Source organism: Cupriavidus sp. GW821-FHT07C08, assembly GCF_059419025.1.
Genome location: NZ_JBWKQZ010000014.1, coordinates 83884 through 99255, shown reverse-complemented (window position 1 = coordinate 99255; position 15372 = coordinate 83884). Strand labels below are relative to the sequence as shown.

18 protein-coding genes are annotated in these 15372 nt (G+C 56.4%); 8 read left to right on the top strand and 10 right to left on the bottom strand.

The window, feature by feature from the left end:
• Positions 1 to 6: 6 nt before the first annotated feature.
• Positions 7 to 801 (bottom strand): SDR family NAD(P)-dependent oxidoreductase, encoded by a 795-nt coding sequence (locus AC07UK_RS18795; protein WP_494686141.1) that lies wholly within the window; start codon positions 799 to 801, stop codon positions 7 to 9.
• Positions 802 to 1351: 550 nt separating this feature from the next.
• Between AC07UK_RS18795 and AC07UK_RS18790 the strand changes: the two genes are divergently transcribed.
• A complete protein-coding gene (locus tag AC07UK_RS18790) occupies positions 1352 to 2170 on the top strand; it encodes a sulfite exporter TauE/SafE family protein (protein ID WP_464227487.1) in 819 nt (272 codons plus the stop codon).
• Positions 2171 to 2400: 230 nt separating this feature from the next.
• Here the strand turns inward: AC07UK_RS18790 and AC07UK_RS18785 are convergent, their stop codons facing one another.
• The gene (locus tag AC07UK_RS18785; protein WP_494686140.1) at positions 2401 to 2967 is read right to left on the bottom strand and encodes a TetR/AcrR family transcriptional regulator; all 567 of its coding nucleotides are present in this window, start codon (positions 2965 to 2967) and stop codon (positions 2401 to 2403) included.
• A 179-nt stretch (positions 2968 to 3146) separates the two neighbouring features.
• Between AC07UK_RS18785 and AC07UK_RS18780 the strand changes: the two genes are divergently transcribed.
• On the top strand, positions 3147 to 3374 hold the full coding sequence (locus AC07UK_RS18780; protein WP_494686139.1) for a hypothetical protein: 228 nt from the start codon (positions 3147 to 3149) through the stop codon (positions 3372 to 3374).
• A gap of 237 nt (positions 3375 to 3611) precedes the next feature.
• On the opposite strand, the gene AC07UK_RS18775 is transcribed toward AC07UK_RS18780, so the two are convergent.
• A complete protein-coding gene (locus AC07UK_RS18775) occupies positions 3612 to 4349 on the bottom strand; it encodes an SDR family oxidoreductase (RefSeq protein ID WP_494686138.1) in 738 nt (245 codons plus the stop codon).
• Between the two features lie 140 nt (positions 4350 to 4489).
• Here AC07UK_RS18775 and AC07UK_RS18770 point away from each other — a divergent pair, with 140 nt between their 5' ends.
• From AC07UK_RS18770 to AC07UK_RS18760, 3 genes are all read left to right on the top strand, one after another.
• Complete coding sequence (locus AC07UK_RS18770) at positions 4490 to 5419, top strand: AraC family transcriptional regulator (RefSeq protein ID WP_494686137.1); 930 nt, start codon at positions 4490 to 4492, stop codon at positions 5417 to 5419.
• A gap of 630 nt (positions 5420 to 6049) precedes the next feature.
• Positions 6050 to 6301 carry a hypothetical protein gene (locus tag AC07UK_RS18765; protein WP_494686136.1) on the top strand — a complete coding sequence of 84 codons (252 nt, stop codon included), beginning with the start codon at positions 6050 to 6052 and terminating at the stop codon, positions 6299 to 6301.
• Positions 6302 to 7020: 719 nt separating this feature from the next.
• On the top strand, positions 7021 to 7347 hold the full coding sequence (locus AC07UK_RS18760; RefSeq protein WP_494686135.1) for a hypothetical protein: 327 nt from the start codon (positions 7021 to 7023) through the stop codon (positions 7345 to 7347).
• A 330-nt stretch (positions 7348 to 7677) separates the two neighbouring features.
• On the opposite strand, the gene AC07UK_RS18755 is transcribed toward AC07UK_RS18760, so the two are convergent.
• From AC07UK_RS18755 to AC07UK_RS18740, 4 genes are all read right to left on the bottom strand, one after another.
• Positions 7678 to 8406, bottom strand: coding sequence for a hypothetical protein (locus AC07UK_RS18755; RefSeq protein WP_494686134.1), 729 nt, complete (start codon positions 8404 to 8406; stop codon positions 7678 to 7680).
• Positions 8407 to 8606: 200 nt separating this feature from the next.
• Positions 8607 to 8999: a hypothetical protein gene (locus tag AC07UK_RS18750; protein WP_494686133.1), complete on the bottom strand. Its 393-nt coding sequence runs from the start codon at positions 8997 to 8999 to the stop codon at positions 8607 to 8609.
• A gap of 98 nt (positions 9000 to 9097) precedes the next feature.
• Positions 9098 to 9421 (bottom strand): hypothetical protein, encoded by a 324-nt coding sequence (locus AC07UK_RS18745; protein ID WP_494686132.1) that lies wholly within the window; start codon positions 9419 to 9421, stop codon positions 9098 to 9100.
• A 5-nt stretch (positions 9422 to 9426) separates the two neighbouring features.
• Positions 9427 to 9957 carry an HAD domain-containing protein gene (locus tag AC07UK_RS18740; RefSeq protein WP_494686131.1) on the bottom strand — a complete coding sequence of 177 codons (531 nt, stop codon included), beginning with the start codon at positions 9955 to 9957 and terminating at the stop codon, positions 9427 to 9429.
• 162 nt (positions 9958 to 10119) lie between these two features.
• Here AC07UK_RS18740 and AC07UK_RS18735 point away from each other — a divergent pair, with 162 nt between their 5' ends.
• The 3 genes from AC07UK_RS18735 to AC07UK_RS18725 all read left to right on the top strand — a co-directional run bounded on the left by AC07UK_RS18735 (position 10120) and on the right by AC07UK_RS18725 (position 12133).
• Positions 10120 to 10359: a helix-turn-helix domain-containing protein gene (locus tag AC07UK_RS18735; protein WP_414215188.1), complete on the top strand. Its 240-nt coding sequence runs from the start codon at positions 10120 to 10122 to the stop codon at positions 10357 to 10359.
• A gap of 465 nt (positions 10360 to 10824) precedes the next feature.
• Positions 10825 to 11664 (top strand): hypothetical protein, encoded by an 840-nt coding sequence (locus tag AC07UK_RS18730; protein WP_494686130.1) that lies wholly within the window; start codon positions 10825 to 10827, stop codon positions 11662 to 11664.
• Positions 11665 to 11758: 94 nt separating this feature from the next.
• Entirely contained in the window at positions 11759 to 12133 is a 375-nt protein-coding gene (locus AC07UK_RS18725) for a helix-turn-helix domain-containing protein (RefSeq protein WP_494686129.1), read from the top strand.
• Positions 12134 to 12311: 178 nt separating this feature from the next.
• On the opposite strand, the gene AC07UK_RS18720 is transcribed toward AC07UK_RS18725, so the two are convergent.
• The 3 genes from AC07UK_RS18720 to AC07UK_RS18710 all read right to left on the bottom strand — a co-directional run bounded on the left by AC07UK_RS18720 (position 12312) and on the right by AC07UK_RS18710 (position 14899).
• Positions 12312 to 12518 carry a hypothetical protein gene (locus tag AC07UK_RS18720; RefSeq protein ID WP_494686128.1) on the bottom strand — a complete coding sequence of 69 codons (207 nt, stop codon included), beginning with the start codon at positions 12516 to 12518 and terminating at the stop codon, positions 12312 to 12314.
• Positions 12493 to 14088, bottom strand: coding sequence for an anti-phage dCTP deaminase (locus AC07UK_RS18715; RefSeq protein WP_494686127.1), 1596 nt, complete (start codon positions 14086 to 14088; stop codon positions 12493 to 12495). Before AC07UK_RS18715 ends, AC07UK_RS18720 begins: the two co-directional genes overlap by 26 nt.
• A 307-nt stretch (positions 14089 to 14395) precedes the next feature.
• A complete protein-coding gene (locus AC07UK_RS18710) occupies positions 14396 to 14899 on the bottom strand; it encodes a 3'-5' exonuclease family protein (protein ID WP_494686126.1) in 504 nt (167 codons plus the stop codon).
• Positions 14900 to 15372 lie beyond the last annotated feature (473 nt).

The following is a 15372-nucleotide window of genomic DNA, read 5'->3' as shown; positions in this document are numbered from 1 at the left end:
CGCGAATCACTTTCCCAGTTTTCGACCTGCCGACACACCGCCGTCGACGTCCCAAACCGCGCCTGTCACCCAGGAAGCCTTATCGGAAAGCAAGAAAACAATTGCCTCGGCGACATCGCGGGGCGTGCCATTGCGACCAAGGGGGTGAAAGCTATGGAAATCTTTAAGTGCGTCATCCAACTGCTCGCCGGGAATGAAGCGCTCGAAGATTCGGGTTTCGACGATGCCCGGGCAAACTGCGTTGACACGAATGCCATGCTCTGCCAACTCGGTTGCCACATGCTTGGTCATGGCTTCCAGCCCAATTTTCGCCATGGAATAGGCTGAAGCAGGCACCGTTTCGATGGCTTGTTTCGCTGCACTCGCCGTGATGGTGACGATAGAACCCGGCTGTTTTCTGGACACCAACGATGCAGCGACCTGCTTGGTGATGAAGAACAGTGCCCGGTTCAGGTTGAGATAGCTGTTGTAGTCTTCTAGCGAGTGCTCAAGGAATGCTTTGGGGTAGTAGATCCCAGCGGCATTCACGAGCATGTCAATATCCTTGTGCTCGCCTTCCAACTTGCCAATGAGGTCTTGAACGCTTTCGAAGTCGGTGAGATTGGCCGTCAGGGCGAATGCCTTACCTTCTCCCGTGACTGCAGCAAGTTTTTGGCGAGCTGCTTCTGCCTTGTCCGCGCGGTTGCCGATGACGACGACAGCAGCCCCTTGCTCGGCGACCATCAGAGCTGTCTCGAGGCCAATTCCACTCGTTCCACCAACGACCAGGAGTTTGCGGCCGTCAAATTGTTTAGCTTGCATAGTCTTTCCTCACGTGGGAGCAGCCAACTTACCAACTAGTTGGTAATCTCCCTGGTCAAAAAAAGCGCTGCTCCATCTGGACTGAATTACGATCCCGGTGGCGCAGCACCCTACCTACTAGTTGGTTAGTATCGTATGCGAGCCGTTTGGGGCTGTCAAGGGCTTAATTGCTGGCCCCTTCGGCGCACTTTTACGGCTACTGCCAAGTGGCTGCCATCTGCCGCTCTGGCAGTGAATATGTCGCACTAGGCCTTTCTCTTCGCGCGTGGGACGTTCGTTCATGCCGCGCTACGTCCTTGTTTTCATGGCGGAATCAGCCGATTCATAGCTATGCGGGACAGGTAGGCACAAAAATTGATGGCTCTACCGGTTTGGATCTTTCATGACAGGCTCTATGGCAGCGTGATTTCGCCTCGATGCCCTTGCGGCACCAGACGCTTTCGGACCGTACGCTCCTCCAGCAACTCTAAGCCGACGCCTGCTGCCTATGCGGGCGGGAGGAGGACTTCCCAGCGCCCTCCTATTCACAACGTCGGACAACACTACGTAAATGGACAGTTTTATTGGCAGCAGCGCGGCACTAGGTGCCGTAGTCGGTGTAATCCTGGCGCTAACCGGAGCAGGTGGCGCCATTCTCGCAGTACCACTGCTGCTGTTCGGTTTGCATTTGAACATCGCAGAGGCCGCGCCAGTGGCGTTGCTGGCGGTCAGCCTGTCCGCTGCGGTTGGAGCCGCCATGGGATTGCGTGCAGGCATCGTGCGCTACCGAGCCGCCGTACTGATGGCTGTAGCCGGTACAGTCGTTTCGCCCGTCGGCCTTTGGCTTGCACATCGTCTGCCGAATGGCCCTTTGACTTTGCTCTTCGCTCTGGTTCTGGCCTTCGTGGCCCTGCGGATGTTCGTGCAGACGCCCTCAAAGCCGAATCCCAGCCTTTACGCCGCGCAGCCTTTGCCGCCTTGCCAACTGAGTAACGCTACCGGCCGCTTTGTCTGGACGGCCTCCTGCAGCCGGGCACTCGCTCTCTCGGGGGTTGGCGCTGGATTTCTATCCGGCCTACTCGGCGTTGGAGGGGGCTTCGTCATCGTCCCTGCTCTTAGAAAAGCTACCAACGCCCCAATGCATGCCATAGTGGCGACATCCCTGACCGTTATCGCGCTGGTCTCCGCTTCCGGCGTTGTTTCCACTGCGATCGCAGGGCGTATGAACTGGAGTGTCGGTTTGCCGTTCGCGACAGGGGCCTTGCTCGGGATGCTGGGCGGTCGACGCGCCGCAAGCAAACTAAGCAGAAGGCGCCTTGAACAAGGTTTCGCTCTGGTCGCCGCCTTGATTGCCCTCGGAATGGTTGTACGCGTCGCCATGGGTACCTAAGGCACGAACGAAAAGCTATGCCATCCGCCAGGATGATCAGCGGGAGAGGGATTGCATTCTACTGGCAGATATTCACCGGGATGCGGCGGCTCGGAACGCAGTCCGCAAGCCAAATCGAACGGGCTGCGGGGCGCCGGACGCGGCTCCCTTATCGTCACACAAGGCAGTCCGTCAGCCAGGCTTCCTGCCGGAAGGATGCGATAGAGGACATCGGACTCCTACAAGGCCGCTCAGACCGCAAGCTCGCGGAGCGATTCCTCAAATCCTGTAAGGATCGACGCATTGTCCCTTAAGGCCCAGCCTACGAGGGAGCCGCCCTCCAGGGAGCTGAGAAGCATTAGGGCCGACCGCTTCGCTGAGCGATCAGCACGCAGTTCCCCGGCAGCAATGCCATCCTCGATAATGCGTTCTAGCCACTGCAAATGCAGCTGAAAGAAGGTAGAGGTTAATGAACGCACGCTCTCCGGTAGGACTGACCACTCCCCAGACAACGCCCCACAGAGAGGCAGCATGCCGTCATTCAATGAGTCAGCGAAAAGTTGAGCATGGGCAACCAGTTTGTCCTTTGCCTTACGGTGCTTAGCGTCGATGCGACTGAGACATTCTCGAAACCGCTCAAGATATTCGTTTACCAGAGCGACACCGAGGTCCTCTTTCGTCGGGAAATAGTGATGGACAGCGGGTTTCGAAATCGAAGCGCTTTTGGCTAGGTCAGCGTAGCTGAAATCAGAATATCCGCGCGTGCGGATCAGATACTCCGCCTGCCGGAGAAGTTCAGTTCGTCGGTCTACAGTCATGAACGGCTTATACCTTCTAGTTGGTAAGGCGTCAATATCTCCCGCAACAAGCGTGTGAGGTTGCTTGCCTTCACGGTACCTGGCGCTGCTGACGTCTGAATCCACAGACTGGATCCCAAAATGGACGACGCGGCCATCTACTGCGGCGAGGCGGCCGTCAATACGGGACTGTATTCGCCATGCGTTACATCCCGATCCGCGACCAGCAACTCACTATCCTCGCCCGCAACCGCGACGCCTTGCGGGCTCGGGCGGAACGACGCTTTGACTTCGAAGATCTCATTCGGGCATGCGTTCCGGATGCCGCCACTTGCGATCCAAGCATTGTGGCCGACGCGATCCGGGAGTGGTTCAATAGCTTCGACGACGGCATTCCGACATGGCGGCTGTCGTCGCAAGAGCGATAAGAAGTCAACGGCGGATCCAGTGCCGAGGTTCGGCGTGCCAGGGAGGGCCGTTGTCGGCCATAAAGAGCCGTTTGCTAGTGTCGTGAACCTGACATTCAGGTGTTGCTCTCCGTTCAGTTTCCGGCCGTTCGCCGGCCGCCGATGCCCGTCGCATCGGCCAATGCGAACGACCAGACCAATTTGTTGAAATGTCAGCTACCAGCCAGAAGCGATAATGCCGGCTGCGGCGGCAGCAACCTATCCCTGCGCCGTGGGGCGGACGATAATCTCGCCCACGTCAACATCGGCCGGTTGCTCGATTGCAAACGCAATCGCCCGGGCAATGGCGTCCGGCGGCATGGCGAATTTATCCATCGAAGCGGAGATTTGCGCCTTGGCTTCGGGGTTGGTCACCGATTCTGCAAAGTTCGTCCGCGTGAAGCCGGGTGAAATGACCGTTACACGCAGTTTGTCTCCCGCCTCCTGCCTTAACCCCTCCGAGATCGCGCGCACCGCACTCTTGGTCGCGGCGTAGACCGCCATGTTCGGCGCGATGCGATGAGCGGCGGTGGACGCGGTATTGATGAAGTGGCCGAAGCCCTGCGTACGAAAGAGCGGTAACGCCGCTGCAATACCGTTCAGCACGCCTTTGATGTTCACGTCGATCATGTCTTCCCAATCGTCCACGCGCAGCTCGTCGAGAGAAGAAATCGGCCCGACGCCAGCGTTGTTGATCAGCACGTCGAGCTGACCGAATCGCTCGCATGCCAGTTTTACAAGTTGCGACATGTCCTCTCGGCGCCTAACGTCCGTGCATGCCCATGCGCATTGTCCCCGCGCCTTGGCAATTCGATCGGCGAGGTCGCGAAGCCGATGCTCGCCACGGGCGCCCAGCACCACTTTCGCCCCGCGCTCAGCCAGTAGCAGTGCCGCTGCCTCGCCGATGCCGCTGCTTGCACCGGTGATGACAACGACCTTGTCCTTGATTGTCGACATGATATTTTCCTCATCACTTGTCTAAGAGGGCGAGAATCATGAAATGGCCCCGCACGCTCTGCACATCCAATGTTCGTCTAGCAGGGTCGTCTAATCTATAATCGAATCAACGTATTTATTTATCGATCGTCCGGATTCGGATGGACCCGCTCTCAGATGTCTTTCACCTGCTCAAAGTCGACAGCGTGCTGTCGGCACGGCTGGAAGTGTATGGCGCATGGTCGCTGCGCTTTTCTGCTTATGAACACATCAAGTTCGGTAGCGTCCTGGAAGGTGCTTTCTGGCTATGGTTCGAAGATGGCACCCCGCCGGTCGAGCTGAGGGCGGGCGATTTCTATCTGTTGACTCAAGGGCGGGCGTATTGCACCGGAAGCGACCCTTCGCTCACTCCTGTCGACGGCCGTGAAGTGCTTGCTACGAGCCTTTGCCCAGACGGGATCGTGCGTTATGGCCGCAGCGGGGAGAAGGTCAGTGCAGCCGGAGGCCGCTTCCTCTTCGACGCCGATACCAGCGAACTCTTGCTGAAGTCCTTGCCGCCGCTTATCCATATTCCGGCTGCTTCTGAAACGGCTCCGGCGCTGCGGGCCGTGCTAGATCTGCTGCGACTTGAAACGCAGATGTCCCGGCCGGGCGCGTCGGTTGCCGCATCGAGCCTCGCGAACATGGTACTTGTGCAAGTCCTGCGCGAATATTTGGCGTCGGGAGCGCATACGCCGGGTTGGCTTGGCGCGCTGGCCGATCCAAAGATTGGGACAGCCCTTGCCCTCATCCATGAGGACGTAGCCCGGCGTTGGAAAATCGATGAACTCGCGGCGGCGGTGGCCATGTCGCGCACGACGTTTGCCGAGCGCTTCAGGACGCTAGTCGGCATGACGCCCATCGATTATCTGACCGATTGGCGTATCGCAAAAGCTGGCGCCGCGTTGCGAGAAGGGAAAAGTATAGCTTCGGTCGCCGAAAGCATCGGCTATGGTTCAGAGGCTGCCTTCAATTCCGCGTTCAAACGTATCGTTGGACAAAGTCCGGGGCGCTACCGGCAATCGCAATCCGCGGCATGCAGCAGGAAATAAAAAGCCACGTTCTGATTGCATTATCGTTCGACGTTCAGGACGGACGGGGTAACAGACCGCTGAGGCCGATGGAACCTCGCTCGCGTATGACAAGTGACCGCCGTACTTCGGAAGCTGACTTGGGAGCCTCGCGAACTCGAATGACGCCTCGGGGTCGGCAAGAGCCACTGAGCAGCCGGGGAGAAGCCTTGCAACGAGAAGTGCGAAAAAGGGAGCATGCGGAGCAGTCTAGTTAATTCGCGCTTCTTTTCTCTGCAGCCCAGCTAATTCCGCTTCTAAGACGGCCGAGCGGCGACGGAATTTGCTGTTGAGTCATTGATTTTTCGGAAAGCGCAGTCCAACGAATTCCGGTTCCTCACAGTTGCCACCTGCCGTCGGACACCCGGGGCATCGCGCCCGCTGCCACTGAGAACGGGATTCTCGGGCAGATCCACGGTCAGTACATTGCGGCCGCCATTGGGACGTTGGGCAGCGCCACACGCGAGGCGCCGGACCGCCATGAGGTGGTAGTCGAGGCCGGGCATGCTCGAACGATCCGGTTGTTCATCGAGAAGAAACGAGCCCAGCACGGTCGGTATTCCCACTACTACTGGTCGGCCTACCGCGCCGAGCAAGCGGACCGCTAGAAGCATGTCGGCTACCACCATTTTTCTGGAAGCCCACTACTTCGGCGAGGACAGCGAAGAGCTGAGCCTGCCCTGCGAGGCTGTTGCGGCTACTGCTGGCGGGCTGGTTGTCGCTGGCATCGAGGCCAGACGCCTGCGCGCGCTTAAGTGGCGGCCTGCCTACATCTCTTACTGGTCGGATGGACAACTAGTACGGCTTGCCATCGGCGCGTGGGCCGCGCTGGACGACAAGACCATCCGGTTTGAACTGCGCTAAGTCCAATGCCTGGCAAAGACTTACCCGTGGATCTGCCGGCCCTCACGCAAGACGAACTGCGTGATGCCGAGGCATCTGTTCTTTCCTGGCATTGGACGTGCTGGAGCAGGACTGAAGGCTATCGGCGGCGTTGTGCAAAACTTCGCTCCATGCCACTGCCATTCGTTACGCACAGTGCAGGAGAGATCCAGTTGCAGTAGTGGTCAGCAAAGGAGGAATCATTGAGCACAGCTTCATGTCGGAAAGTGGAACAACAATCTGCTGTCTTTGAACCAGTGCCCTCTGTCCCAACGCCAAACCTCATAAGGAGATTGCGATGGCATCGACAAAGAAGCCCGGTGAAAGCACCGGTAACCGCGGGGGCATCTTCCAAGAGGTAGGCCCTCGCGGAGGAAAGCAATCCAACTTCGCGACTGTGCCCGACAATCGCCGCTTCCGCCGACGACCAAGCCCGGAAATACTTGGACGCCAGTGAAGGTGACGCCGAACAGCAACCGGAAGTCGTGAAGCCAACCAGCTGGCAGGCTGACGTCGATTGAAGCGGTCTGCCAGCGAGCTTCATCCTTAGCTCGGGATATTCCCTTGCGCGGGAACCGTTGTCGCAACGTTCGAAAATGGGGGCTCTGACATGGAAAGCCACGACATTGACCCTGAGCAAGACTGGCGCTTGCAGGTGACCGCGAAGCTCGGCGCGGACCTCGCCATGGACCGGACAGCGTGTGGCTGCCGGCACGAATATCAACGTCGTCACGACCATGGATCTTCCAAGCGGAACTCGCCTGACGGTGAACCTTCCGAATGCGACGGCGCTCTTCTTCAACATCGCTCTTCGCGCATATACGGATGCACGCCAGATTCTCGAGAACAACAGTCTGCTGCGTTCTCCTGGCAGCCCCAAGGAAGCAGAGCTCTCCGATATGGATGCGTTCCGGTACATCGAGCTCATGCTGACCGCAGTTGTGGCAGCCCACACAGGCATTGAAGCCTACGTCAACGAACACCTTCCTGAGAACTACGTCCATACGGGGCAGGAAAGGCGATATTGAACAGCTGATTAAGTCGGAAATCGAGCTCCGCCTTAGCTTGTCTGAGAAGTTGTCAGATGTTCTTCCAACCGTGTACAAGATTGCATCGCCGAAGCAGAGTCGCTGCTGGCGAGACTACATGGCGCTCAAGAAGGGTCCCAAAATGCGCTGCGGGTCCATTGACAGCAGCGCTGCGGATCGTTGCGTACCTATTCTGGCTGGCCATCCCCCAAAGTGATGGTCTACAGCGACCCGCGCTACGCTTTTGCTGGTGAGAGTGCCGATGCACCATCTCGCAGCCATGCGCGGGTCACTCTAAACCAGGGTGCCGACATCGGTTGATATGTCGTGTTAGTGCACAGACGTCGCGGGCAGGAGTTGCCAGGTGCCGAATCGGTTGTAGAACATTGAGCCTTCGGGGACTACGGCAGATTCAACGATCCAGACGCGAGAGCTGGAAGATTTCGTGCCGACCATCATGGTTTCACCGGCTTTCACCTTCACCTCCTTCACGACCAGATGCCAAGCAAAGGCGCCGGCGACGGTTGTGCAGTCGGGGACGTTAGATGGGACACTCACGTCCTTCAGTCCAAAATTTTGCATGCCACTGCAGTGAGCGCCACTGCCTCCAGTATCGACGGTGGCAACGAATGCCCGAAAAATTCCATCGATGCCGTCATTGGCCAGCGCCAGCCAGTTCTGTGGGGGATGGGCAACGCCGGCGTTCTCCACATACACGCCTAGAGCGCCGGCCCGGACCACGGCGCTCGCTGCGCCCATCACATGTGCCATCCGCTGCCGACTCCCTCCGGCGTCCACAAGGAGGACATGAGAGGTATGCCGAGCGATGGCCCGCATGTCTTCGGAGTCGTACCAATAGCTACCGCAACATCGAAAGTCCTCCGCAATGTTCGAGTTGTGCCCCATTTGAAAGTGGACGTGGACGCCCTGGCGGGTTCGCTGATCCACGAGCATGCCATTGGCAAAGCGATAGTTTGGCGCCTGCTTCTTAATGGCGGCCTTGAATTCGGCGAGCGATGACCAGGTTCCCGGAAGGATAAGAACTGCGAGATTTTGCATGCAACGAATGGCTTGGAGGTGGATGCGCCGAGGCCGTGACGTCGGCGCGAGGCAGGACCTTCTCGGTCCTATGGGGTTACGTGAATCGCCACGCAATAGTTGTTAGCTTGGCTGCTGCGTGGGTGCGTGGTGGTGCGAGGCACGCTGATCTAATTACAAGCCGATTTCCAATTGATCCGGTCTACGCTACAAGGCATCGGTCAGCCAGCCCATGAACGCACACCATCCGCCATGCGAAAGTGCCAGCCCGTCGCTGCCATGGTTGGCAGTCCGGCCGGCAGCCAATGCGCCAACGCGCGCCCTGCCTGCTCGGCAGTTGGGATGCGCTCGACCGGCACGGGCGGATCGTCATAATGGGGGACGACTGCCCGGGCGACGTCGTCGATAGTCGAAGGATTCGGGGTCTTGACGCGCTCGACGTTGCGCAGGATCTCCTGCGTGCGAAGAAATTGGCGCTCGGAGATTTCGCGACTCACCCTGAGCCGTCGACTCGACCTGTACAACGGTTCCAGCGGATATTGATGAGCGAGCTTGACCACATCAAACAGGGTCGGACGTGCGAGGATGATGGGAATCTCTGCTACGGGTACCACGCAAATGTGGGCTAGATCGAAGGTGCGCCCCCGCGTAAAACTCCATTTCTCAGAACACGAGCTTTTCGGTCATGGCCCCCCGACGGGTTCGAGCCGCGTTAAATGGCATCGCGCGTCAGCACGATGCCCTGCGGTTCGTTCTGCGAGCTATGCATGGTGCGCTTGACGGGGGCGACGACGCTGAGCGCCATGCCGACCAATTGCATGGGGCGAACGAGGTCGCGCTCCACATTGTCCAGTGACGCAATAGTCCGGAAGGTCGAGCGCTGCGCTGGGATGCGTCCATCGAATTCGTCCATGACGATGCGATAAGCGCCGGTGGTCAGGGATTCGCCCAACACATTTTCGATCTCGACCCGCCCAAGTGTTCGGCAGTATTCCTCCTGGCCGTCTGGAATAAGTTCCACGGTCACGCGTAGCATCGGTATTAGCTCCCGAGCAGGGCTTTAGCGGTCATGCGTTGCAGCCGCTGCGCCAGTTCGGACTGCGCAGACGCGCTCGAGAGGCCCAGCACGCCATCCGTCTCGACCAAGTAGTCGCGCAGCTCGGCGGGCCAATCCTCGCTGTCGTCATCGACGGCCAGCCAGTGTTCGGCCCGCAGCCCGGCCCGCGCAATGTAGCGCGCGATCTGGGCATACCGCGAGAGCTCGTTGAACCAACTCGCGTCTACGCGATGAGCGCCTTCATGATGTCGCGCCATTGCCGAATGCCAAGTCGCGCCGATGACACGTGCTTGCAGCGCAGCCGGCAGATAGGCACGTGCGCGACTGAAGCTTTTGAGGATCCGAACCCACGACGTAGAAAGGACAATACGGGCTTGGGGGTACGGTGCGAGAATTTCCTCAAGAGTCGGCGCCCACATGAACAGCGTTCCAGCCGCGCGAAGCTCGGGGCGCCCGTTCACCAAGTAGGCGGCGTCTGGATGCAAGACACCGTCATAGTCCAAAAACACAATCATCGCCTTCTTGGCTTTTCTCTATTACGAAGGGAGGCAGTGCAGCATTGGTCCCACTGGTGCACCTACCAACCACGGCATTATAGATTCACAACCAGTAGATGTATATCCAGTAGAGCTGTATGTGTGTAGATTTTTAGCCGTGGTTTGCGCACTCTGCGCCCCATGTCAAAGAGTGCAGAAAAGACCTACGCGCGGCTTAGGGTTGCCTCCAACCTACGGAAGGCGAGGGAGGCTGCGGGCCTATCTCAGGAAGACCTAGCCATCAAGGCAGGATTCCATCGGACCTATGTAAGTCAGATCGAGCGCGCGGTGAACAACGCAACAATTGACAATATCTGCAGGCTTGCAGAATTTCTCGGGGTCGATGTTCACGAGTTGTTCATCGACCCTCACCAGCAGTAGTTCCCAATTCGTTCAGCGCCTGGTGTGCCGCGGCCCTTGATGGGTTCCGCCACTTTCGGGTTGCTAGGGCAAGTGTCGCGGGTATCATTTATTACGAGAGCCAGAATCTCAAAAAATCAATGACTTACGAGCGCTCTCGCCATCCTCCTTGGCGGCTATTTTGCCACCTAGCCCAAGAGTCGATTGATTTCGCGCCACTTAGCCACAGAGGCCTTCGAACGTCCCTGCAGACGGGCCTGTCGAGGCAGGAGCACGGGCGGAACGGTGCGTAGTACTCCTGCGTGAAACTCCTGGTCATGCCCTAGCCTGAACGGAAGCAAGCTTTTGCCACCAACAATCAGTAGATGTACGCTATCACCCCTGCCCAACTCTGACGAGCCGCGAATGTCACCCTCTAGGCTTGGCGACTGGGGCGGTTTTGTCACTTCCTAGTATGCCTACTTGTTGGTATTACCGGAGAGGGTCTTGTTAATCTACTTTTTACCCTACAGTCTTGTACAGCCGAACGAGGTCGATGAAAAGGACTGGCCATTTGTCGATCACCTGAATAGATTGGACAGACAAAAGACATTTTTCCGACGCGCATTTCGCCTAATTCAATGGAACGAGTCTGATTTCGAGCGCGAGCACAAGCGCCTTTCGGAGACTGAGGCCGGTCGGCAGGCGTTGGCTGCACGCAATATAAAGTTGACTCGGGACGAGAGTGGAAAAGTCCAGGTGACCGTGGAGAATAATGTACTGCCAAAAAAAACAGCGCTCGATGACGTTGTGATGAGCTTTATCGTTGAGTTTCACCGCCAACAAGACGAAGTCAGCAGAAGCCTCTCGTCGGCCTTAAAATGCATTGCGCCAGCACTGGTTACCGCACGCATTACGCAACTAGAAAGACGAGCGGCACGCAAAGGCTACCACGTCGTCTTAATGGAATCTGACCGAAGCGTGGGTGAAACTAATGACAACAAGTTTTCCGCATATCTCGACTATGTAAGCGATGCCCAACGATTGCTTCACTACTGGGAGACCTCGCTAGACGATATCGAGGATGGCATCGCTGCAACCCTGTGGAAGGTTCGAGAGCAAAGGGAAAGTGCACGGCGTAGCGGCTACCTTTCCGGTGAAGCGCGGCGCGCAACTGCTCGCGTGTCGGCACAAGAAATAAAGCGAGCAGCTGAAGCGCTGTTGACTGAAGGACGTCATCGGCGCGAAATAGCAGGTATCTTGGCTAAACGTTTCAATGTGACTTCCGACCATGTACGGAAACTGTGGAAGCAGCCTGACCCGGAGCTCGCAATAAAGCGCGAATGAACGTCGTTCAGTTCGCGATTGAAACTCGCTCAGTCGCAATCACTTCTTCAAAGTGCTGTCATGATCAACACCGGAAAAACCCGGAAAAAGGTTCATGATGGCAAAATACAACAAAGGCAATCCTAGCGAAGACCGGTTATTTCCAGCAGGCTGGATCAATGAATCGCTACCACGCCAAGTTGCCCTAAAATCGACCACTCTCGAAAAAGAAAGCACTCTCAAAAAATTGCGCGATCAGTTTATCGGGACAGAAGCAGAGACCCAAGCCAAGCTCATGTTGGAGGCATTGCGACTGTTTCCCGTAACTACCTTTGAGGCATCCCGTTTCCTCGACATCTATCACCCTGCCGGACGCGTTAAGGAATTGCGGGAACAAGGTCACAAAATCAACACATTACGCACTTATTCTTTTACAGAGGCTGGAGTCAAGCATTGCATTGGAAAATACGTTCTGCTGATGCAAAGCTAAGAACCAGACGGCCTCAAGAGTCAGTCTGCAGGTGTTCGCATCCGGAAGCTGATTGCGGTACGCCAATGTGCTCGACATCGGAAGCCTTGCAAAAAGATAACAGTTGCCAAAAGCAAAAGACCCGCCAATTGGCGGGTCTCAAGGCAAGCAAAGCATCCGACGGCACGTGCTGTATCGATCAAGCAAAGTGCCTAATTGAATCCAAAATGCTCTTGTAGAGAAGTGTTGTATCAGTCGCATCAGCACCTTCCGAACGCTCGTTACGGAACTGCTTCAAACATACCACTGTTGCTTTAGTGGATTGCTTCTCCGGCGCAACCCGGACCGAGGGAGTGTCATCGTCTGATTCGAAATCAAGACTAAGCTGCAGCGGGATCCGGTCCATCTTCAGCTCCTCCGTTGGCGTCCACTAACTTCTTGCTAGCCAGCGATGATACGACAAAAGCTTCGAGAACAGCAAGCGCCTCCATGTTCTTCTCGAGCTTCGGTGTAGCCGACTTCGCATTGATCTTGATGATCTTCCCATCTCGCTTACGGCCGCCACTCGGGATCCTGAAGAGCGAGAGATATCGTGAGGGTGCAACTCCATCGTACGCCAAAATCCGCACTTTTTCGAGTTCAGATTCATGCTCCGTCACAGCGTCGTGGTGCAACTTCATGGCAAGGCTCTTCCGGTAGGGCTCGATGTAGTAGACCTCCGAGACGCCCGCAGCCACAATGTGCCGCGCACAGGAATGACATGGATAGGTCGTCACAAAAAGCTTGCCGCCAACTATGGCGCCCCCGCTGGCGCGGGTAGCATTGATGATTGCATGCATTTCAGCGTGGATGGCGCGCGAGAACTCAATCAACCCCTTTAGCTTGCTCGCCTTCTCCAGCACTTTCCGCGCCTCGGCCTCCTTCTCCGCCGGAATTATCCCTCGCAGGGTCTCCAACATTTCTTTTGCGAACAGCTTCTTTTCCGCATCGTTGAAGCATTTACCCCCGTCCAAGTTCCAGCATCGAGCGTCGTCGTCCGCGTCGCCCAAGAGGGCAGGCGAAGCAGTTTGATATAGCCCCCCACCGAATTTTGGTACGTCGTTCCAACCTATTCCGAGAACCTGGTACTCACTGTTAGTAACGGCCGCACCAACTTGGCGAGACAAGCACGCAGAATTTGTCGCAGCCATTGCTGCGGCATACATCGCAGATTCGCTGGGTGTTGGTGTGATTAATTCAGTGCCCAGGACCAAATGAAGGAATCGTTCAACACGCTTCTTTAGCTGTGAGTCCTTGTCGCTATCGACCCTTAAGAAAAAATCTGACTGAGGGAATGTATCCCGCACGGTTTGGCCATGTTCCGACTCCTCACCGGAGTCCTTGTCAATCAGGCGATATATCTCACTCAGCTCCAGGTCCTTTCGAAGCGCTTTCTCCCTCACAGACATCGGAGAAAATACTCCGATCATATACACCATATCTCGATAGACATCCCGCAAAACATCTAGCTCTTCTTGATTCTTAATTGAATCAATAATGTGACAGACTCGGCGCGGGTGATATTGACCTGTCTCTTCGTTTTTGGCTTGCTCGCGAGCCAGGCGAATTCTGCTAATGGCGACCTCAGCGAGAATTCCAGCGCCGTGCTTTGCTCGAAGTTTATTACCGGCCTCAATTAGCGCCTCGACCTTGTCGAACCGAGACCCCTCAGGAATGGTAACCCCTACGCTGGCCGCATGCTCCCTAATAAAATCGCTAAGCCTCAATATCCGCGGCTTTTCATAACCGAAAGTTTCTTCGAGCACTTGGCCAATTTCCACACCTACTTTATGAAGAGGCGAGCCGATTGGGCCACATAGCGCGATCACAAGTTCCGGCGTTTTAAATCTTGCAATATTTTGACGACCCGTTAGGGTTTTTTCTGCCTCGTCCCTGACTTGATTTTGTACAGACCTTTTTCTTATTGCAGTAGCCATTTCTTATCAATCAATATTAGCTTAACCCGACTAACCTAAGAGCCCACTTTTTGGTCCACTATCCGGGGGAAGGAACACTAGCAGAACCCCTCCAATGGGGGGTGCCAGCAGGATCAGCGCTCGGAATGCTGACAGCGCCCGGGGGCATTCATAGCCATAGGCGCGGGGCGCGGGAAACTGCAAGTCCTTGGTGACGGACGGAAGTACCAACGGATTTTTTTGCGCCAAATATCTGGTCACCCATCTCACCTCCGATCGCTAGCACTCCTCCATTCTCCACCGCGAACTTGACAAAGAGCACGTCCTATCAAAAACCGTAGCGGGAAGGCTTCATGTCGACAATCGAAACAACATTGCTTAAGTCCTCCGGTGATGAGGCTCGCAACGCGCGCGCATCATGGAGGGCATGATGTCTTCCACCATATTCGGAAAAGTATGCTTCCTGTCGTTCACGATCAATCAAGTGCGCAACAAGAAGTCCTCGCCATCCACAAGGGACCTCTCCCAGCAGATCGATGAGCAGGTCCCAATCTGTAGCATTGTCCACACAAATTAGGCACTCCTGACCCTGCGCAGAAACTGCACTCCACCAATCCAGCAATGCCTTGCGCAGTTCAGTAGCTGCGTAGATGTACCTCGAAAACTGACCAAGCTGCGGCAGTACAGCCGCGCGAACGAACTCACTACAGGCCGACGAATCGAAATCGCACCGTTCTCCGTAAAACTCCTCGCCTGTCTCGCTTACCAATGCGACGCTGATCAATTCACAACAAATGAAGTCGGTGAACTCGCAATCGACGTATAGCCTCATATGAGCCCTCCATTAGATAGTCGAACGTAATAGCCTCCGGCTACCACATTCTTCTAGTTACCGGGACCTGACTCCAACTGAACCAGTTTCTCATCAAGAGTCTCCTTAGCCCAGACCAAAAACAACGACCAGCCGCAGTCGCTGATCGCAAGGCCTTTCGGTCCCTCGTCTATCACACAATCTGGAGAGTCGTGCTCAACGAGTTCTGGGTGAAGGTCCAACCACCGCAAGATAGCACTCTCAAACTCAAACGGAACATCGCGAAGGTGCAAGTATTGACGACCCGCGTGATCGAAGTATGGTAGGCCCGCGAGAAGCCAGGCCTGGAGGAGACGGCCCTTCTCTTGGATGCTCATGCAATACTCCTCCCTTTAATCGTTTCGATGGTGGTACGCCAAGCCGACTCAGTCCGTTCTACGCGGCTATCCGATTGGAGGGCCTTCTCGACCGTGGTAGCACGGAAATCGGAACCT

What these genes read in the sequence shown, in the direction of transcription:
- AC07UK_RS18715 (WP_494686127.1), bottom strand. Translation starts at nt 14,088, where the DNA reads ATGGCTACTGCAATAAGAAAAAGGTCTGTACAAAATCAAGTCAGGGAC.
- AC07UK_RS18780 (WP_494686139.1), top strand. Translation starts at nt 3,147, where the DNA reads ATGCGTTACATCCCGATCCGCGACCAGCAACTCACTATCCTCGCCCGC.
- AC07UK_RS18775 (WP_494686138.1), bottom strand. Translation starts at nt 4,349, where the DNA reads ATGTCGACAATCAAGGACAAGGTCGTTGTCATCACCGGTGCAAGCAGC.
- AC07UK_RS18755 (WP_494686134.1), bottom strand. Translation starts at nt 8,406, where the DNA reads ATGCAAAATCTCGCAGTTCTTATCCTTCCGGGAACCTGGTCATCGCTC.
- AC07UK_RS18720 (WP_494686128.1), bottom strand. Translation starts at nt 12,518, where the DNA reads ATGGACCGGATCCCGCTGCAGCTTAGTCTTGATTTCGAATCAGACGAT.
- AC07UK_RS18765 (WP_494686136.1), top strand. Translation starts at nt 6,050, where the DNA reads ATGTCGGCTACCACCATTTTTCTGGAAGCCCACTACTTCGGCGAGGAC.
- AC07UK_RS18710 (WP_494686126.1), bottom strand. Translation starts at nt 14,899, where the DNA reads ATGAGGCTATACGTCGATTGCGAGTTCACCGACTTCATTTGTTGTGAA.
- AC07UK_RS18725 (WP_494686129.1), top strand. Translation starts at nt 11,759, where the DNA reads ATGATGGCAAAATACAACAAAGGCAATCCTAGCGAAGACCGGTTATTT.
- AC07UK_RS18790 (WP_464227487.1), top strand. Translation starts at nt 1,352, where the DNA reads ATGGACAGTTTTATTGGCAGCAGCGCGGCACTAGGTGCCGTAGTCGGT.
- AC07UK_RS18770 (WP_494686137.1), top strand. Translation starts at nt 4,490, where the DNA reads ATGGACCCGCTCTCAGATGTCTTTCACCTGCTCAAAGTCGACAGCGTG.
- AC07UK_RS18745 (WP_494686132.1), bottom strand. Translation starts at nt 9,421, where the DNA reads ATGCTACGCGTGACCGTGGAACTTATTCCAGACGGCCAGGAGGAATAC.
- AC07UK_RS18785 (WP_494686140.1), bottom strand. Translation starts at nt 2,967, where the DNA reads ATGACTGTAGACCGACGAACTGAACTTCTCCGGCAGGCGGAGTATCTG.
- AC07UK_RS18740 (WP_494686131.1), bottom strand. Translation starts at nt 9,957, where the DNA reads ATGATTGTGTTTTTGGACTATGACGGTGTCTTGCATCCAGACGCCGCC.
- AC07UK_RS18795 (WP_494686141.1), bottom strand. Translation starts at nt 801, where the DNA reads ATGCAAGCTAAACAATTTGACGGCCGCAAACTCCTGGTCGTTGGTGGA.
- AC07UK_RS18735 (WP_414215188.1), top strand. Translation starts at nt 10,120, where the DNA reads ATGTCAAAGAGTGCAGAAAAGACCTACGCGCGGCTTAGGGTTGCCTCC.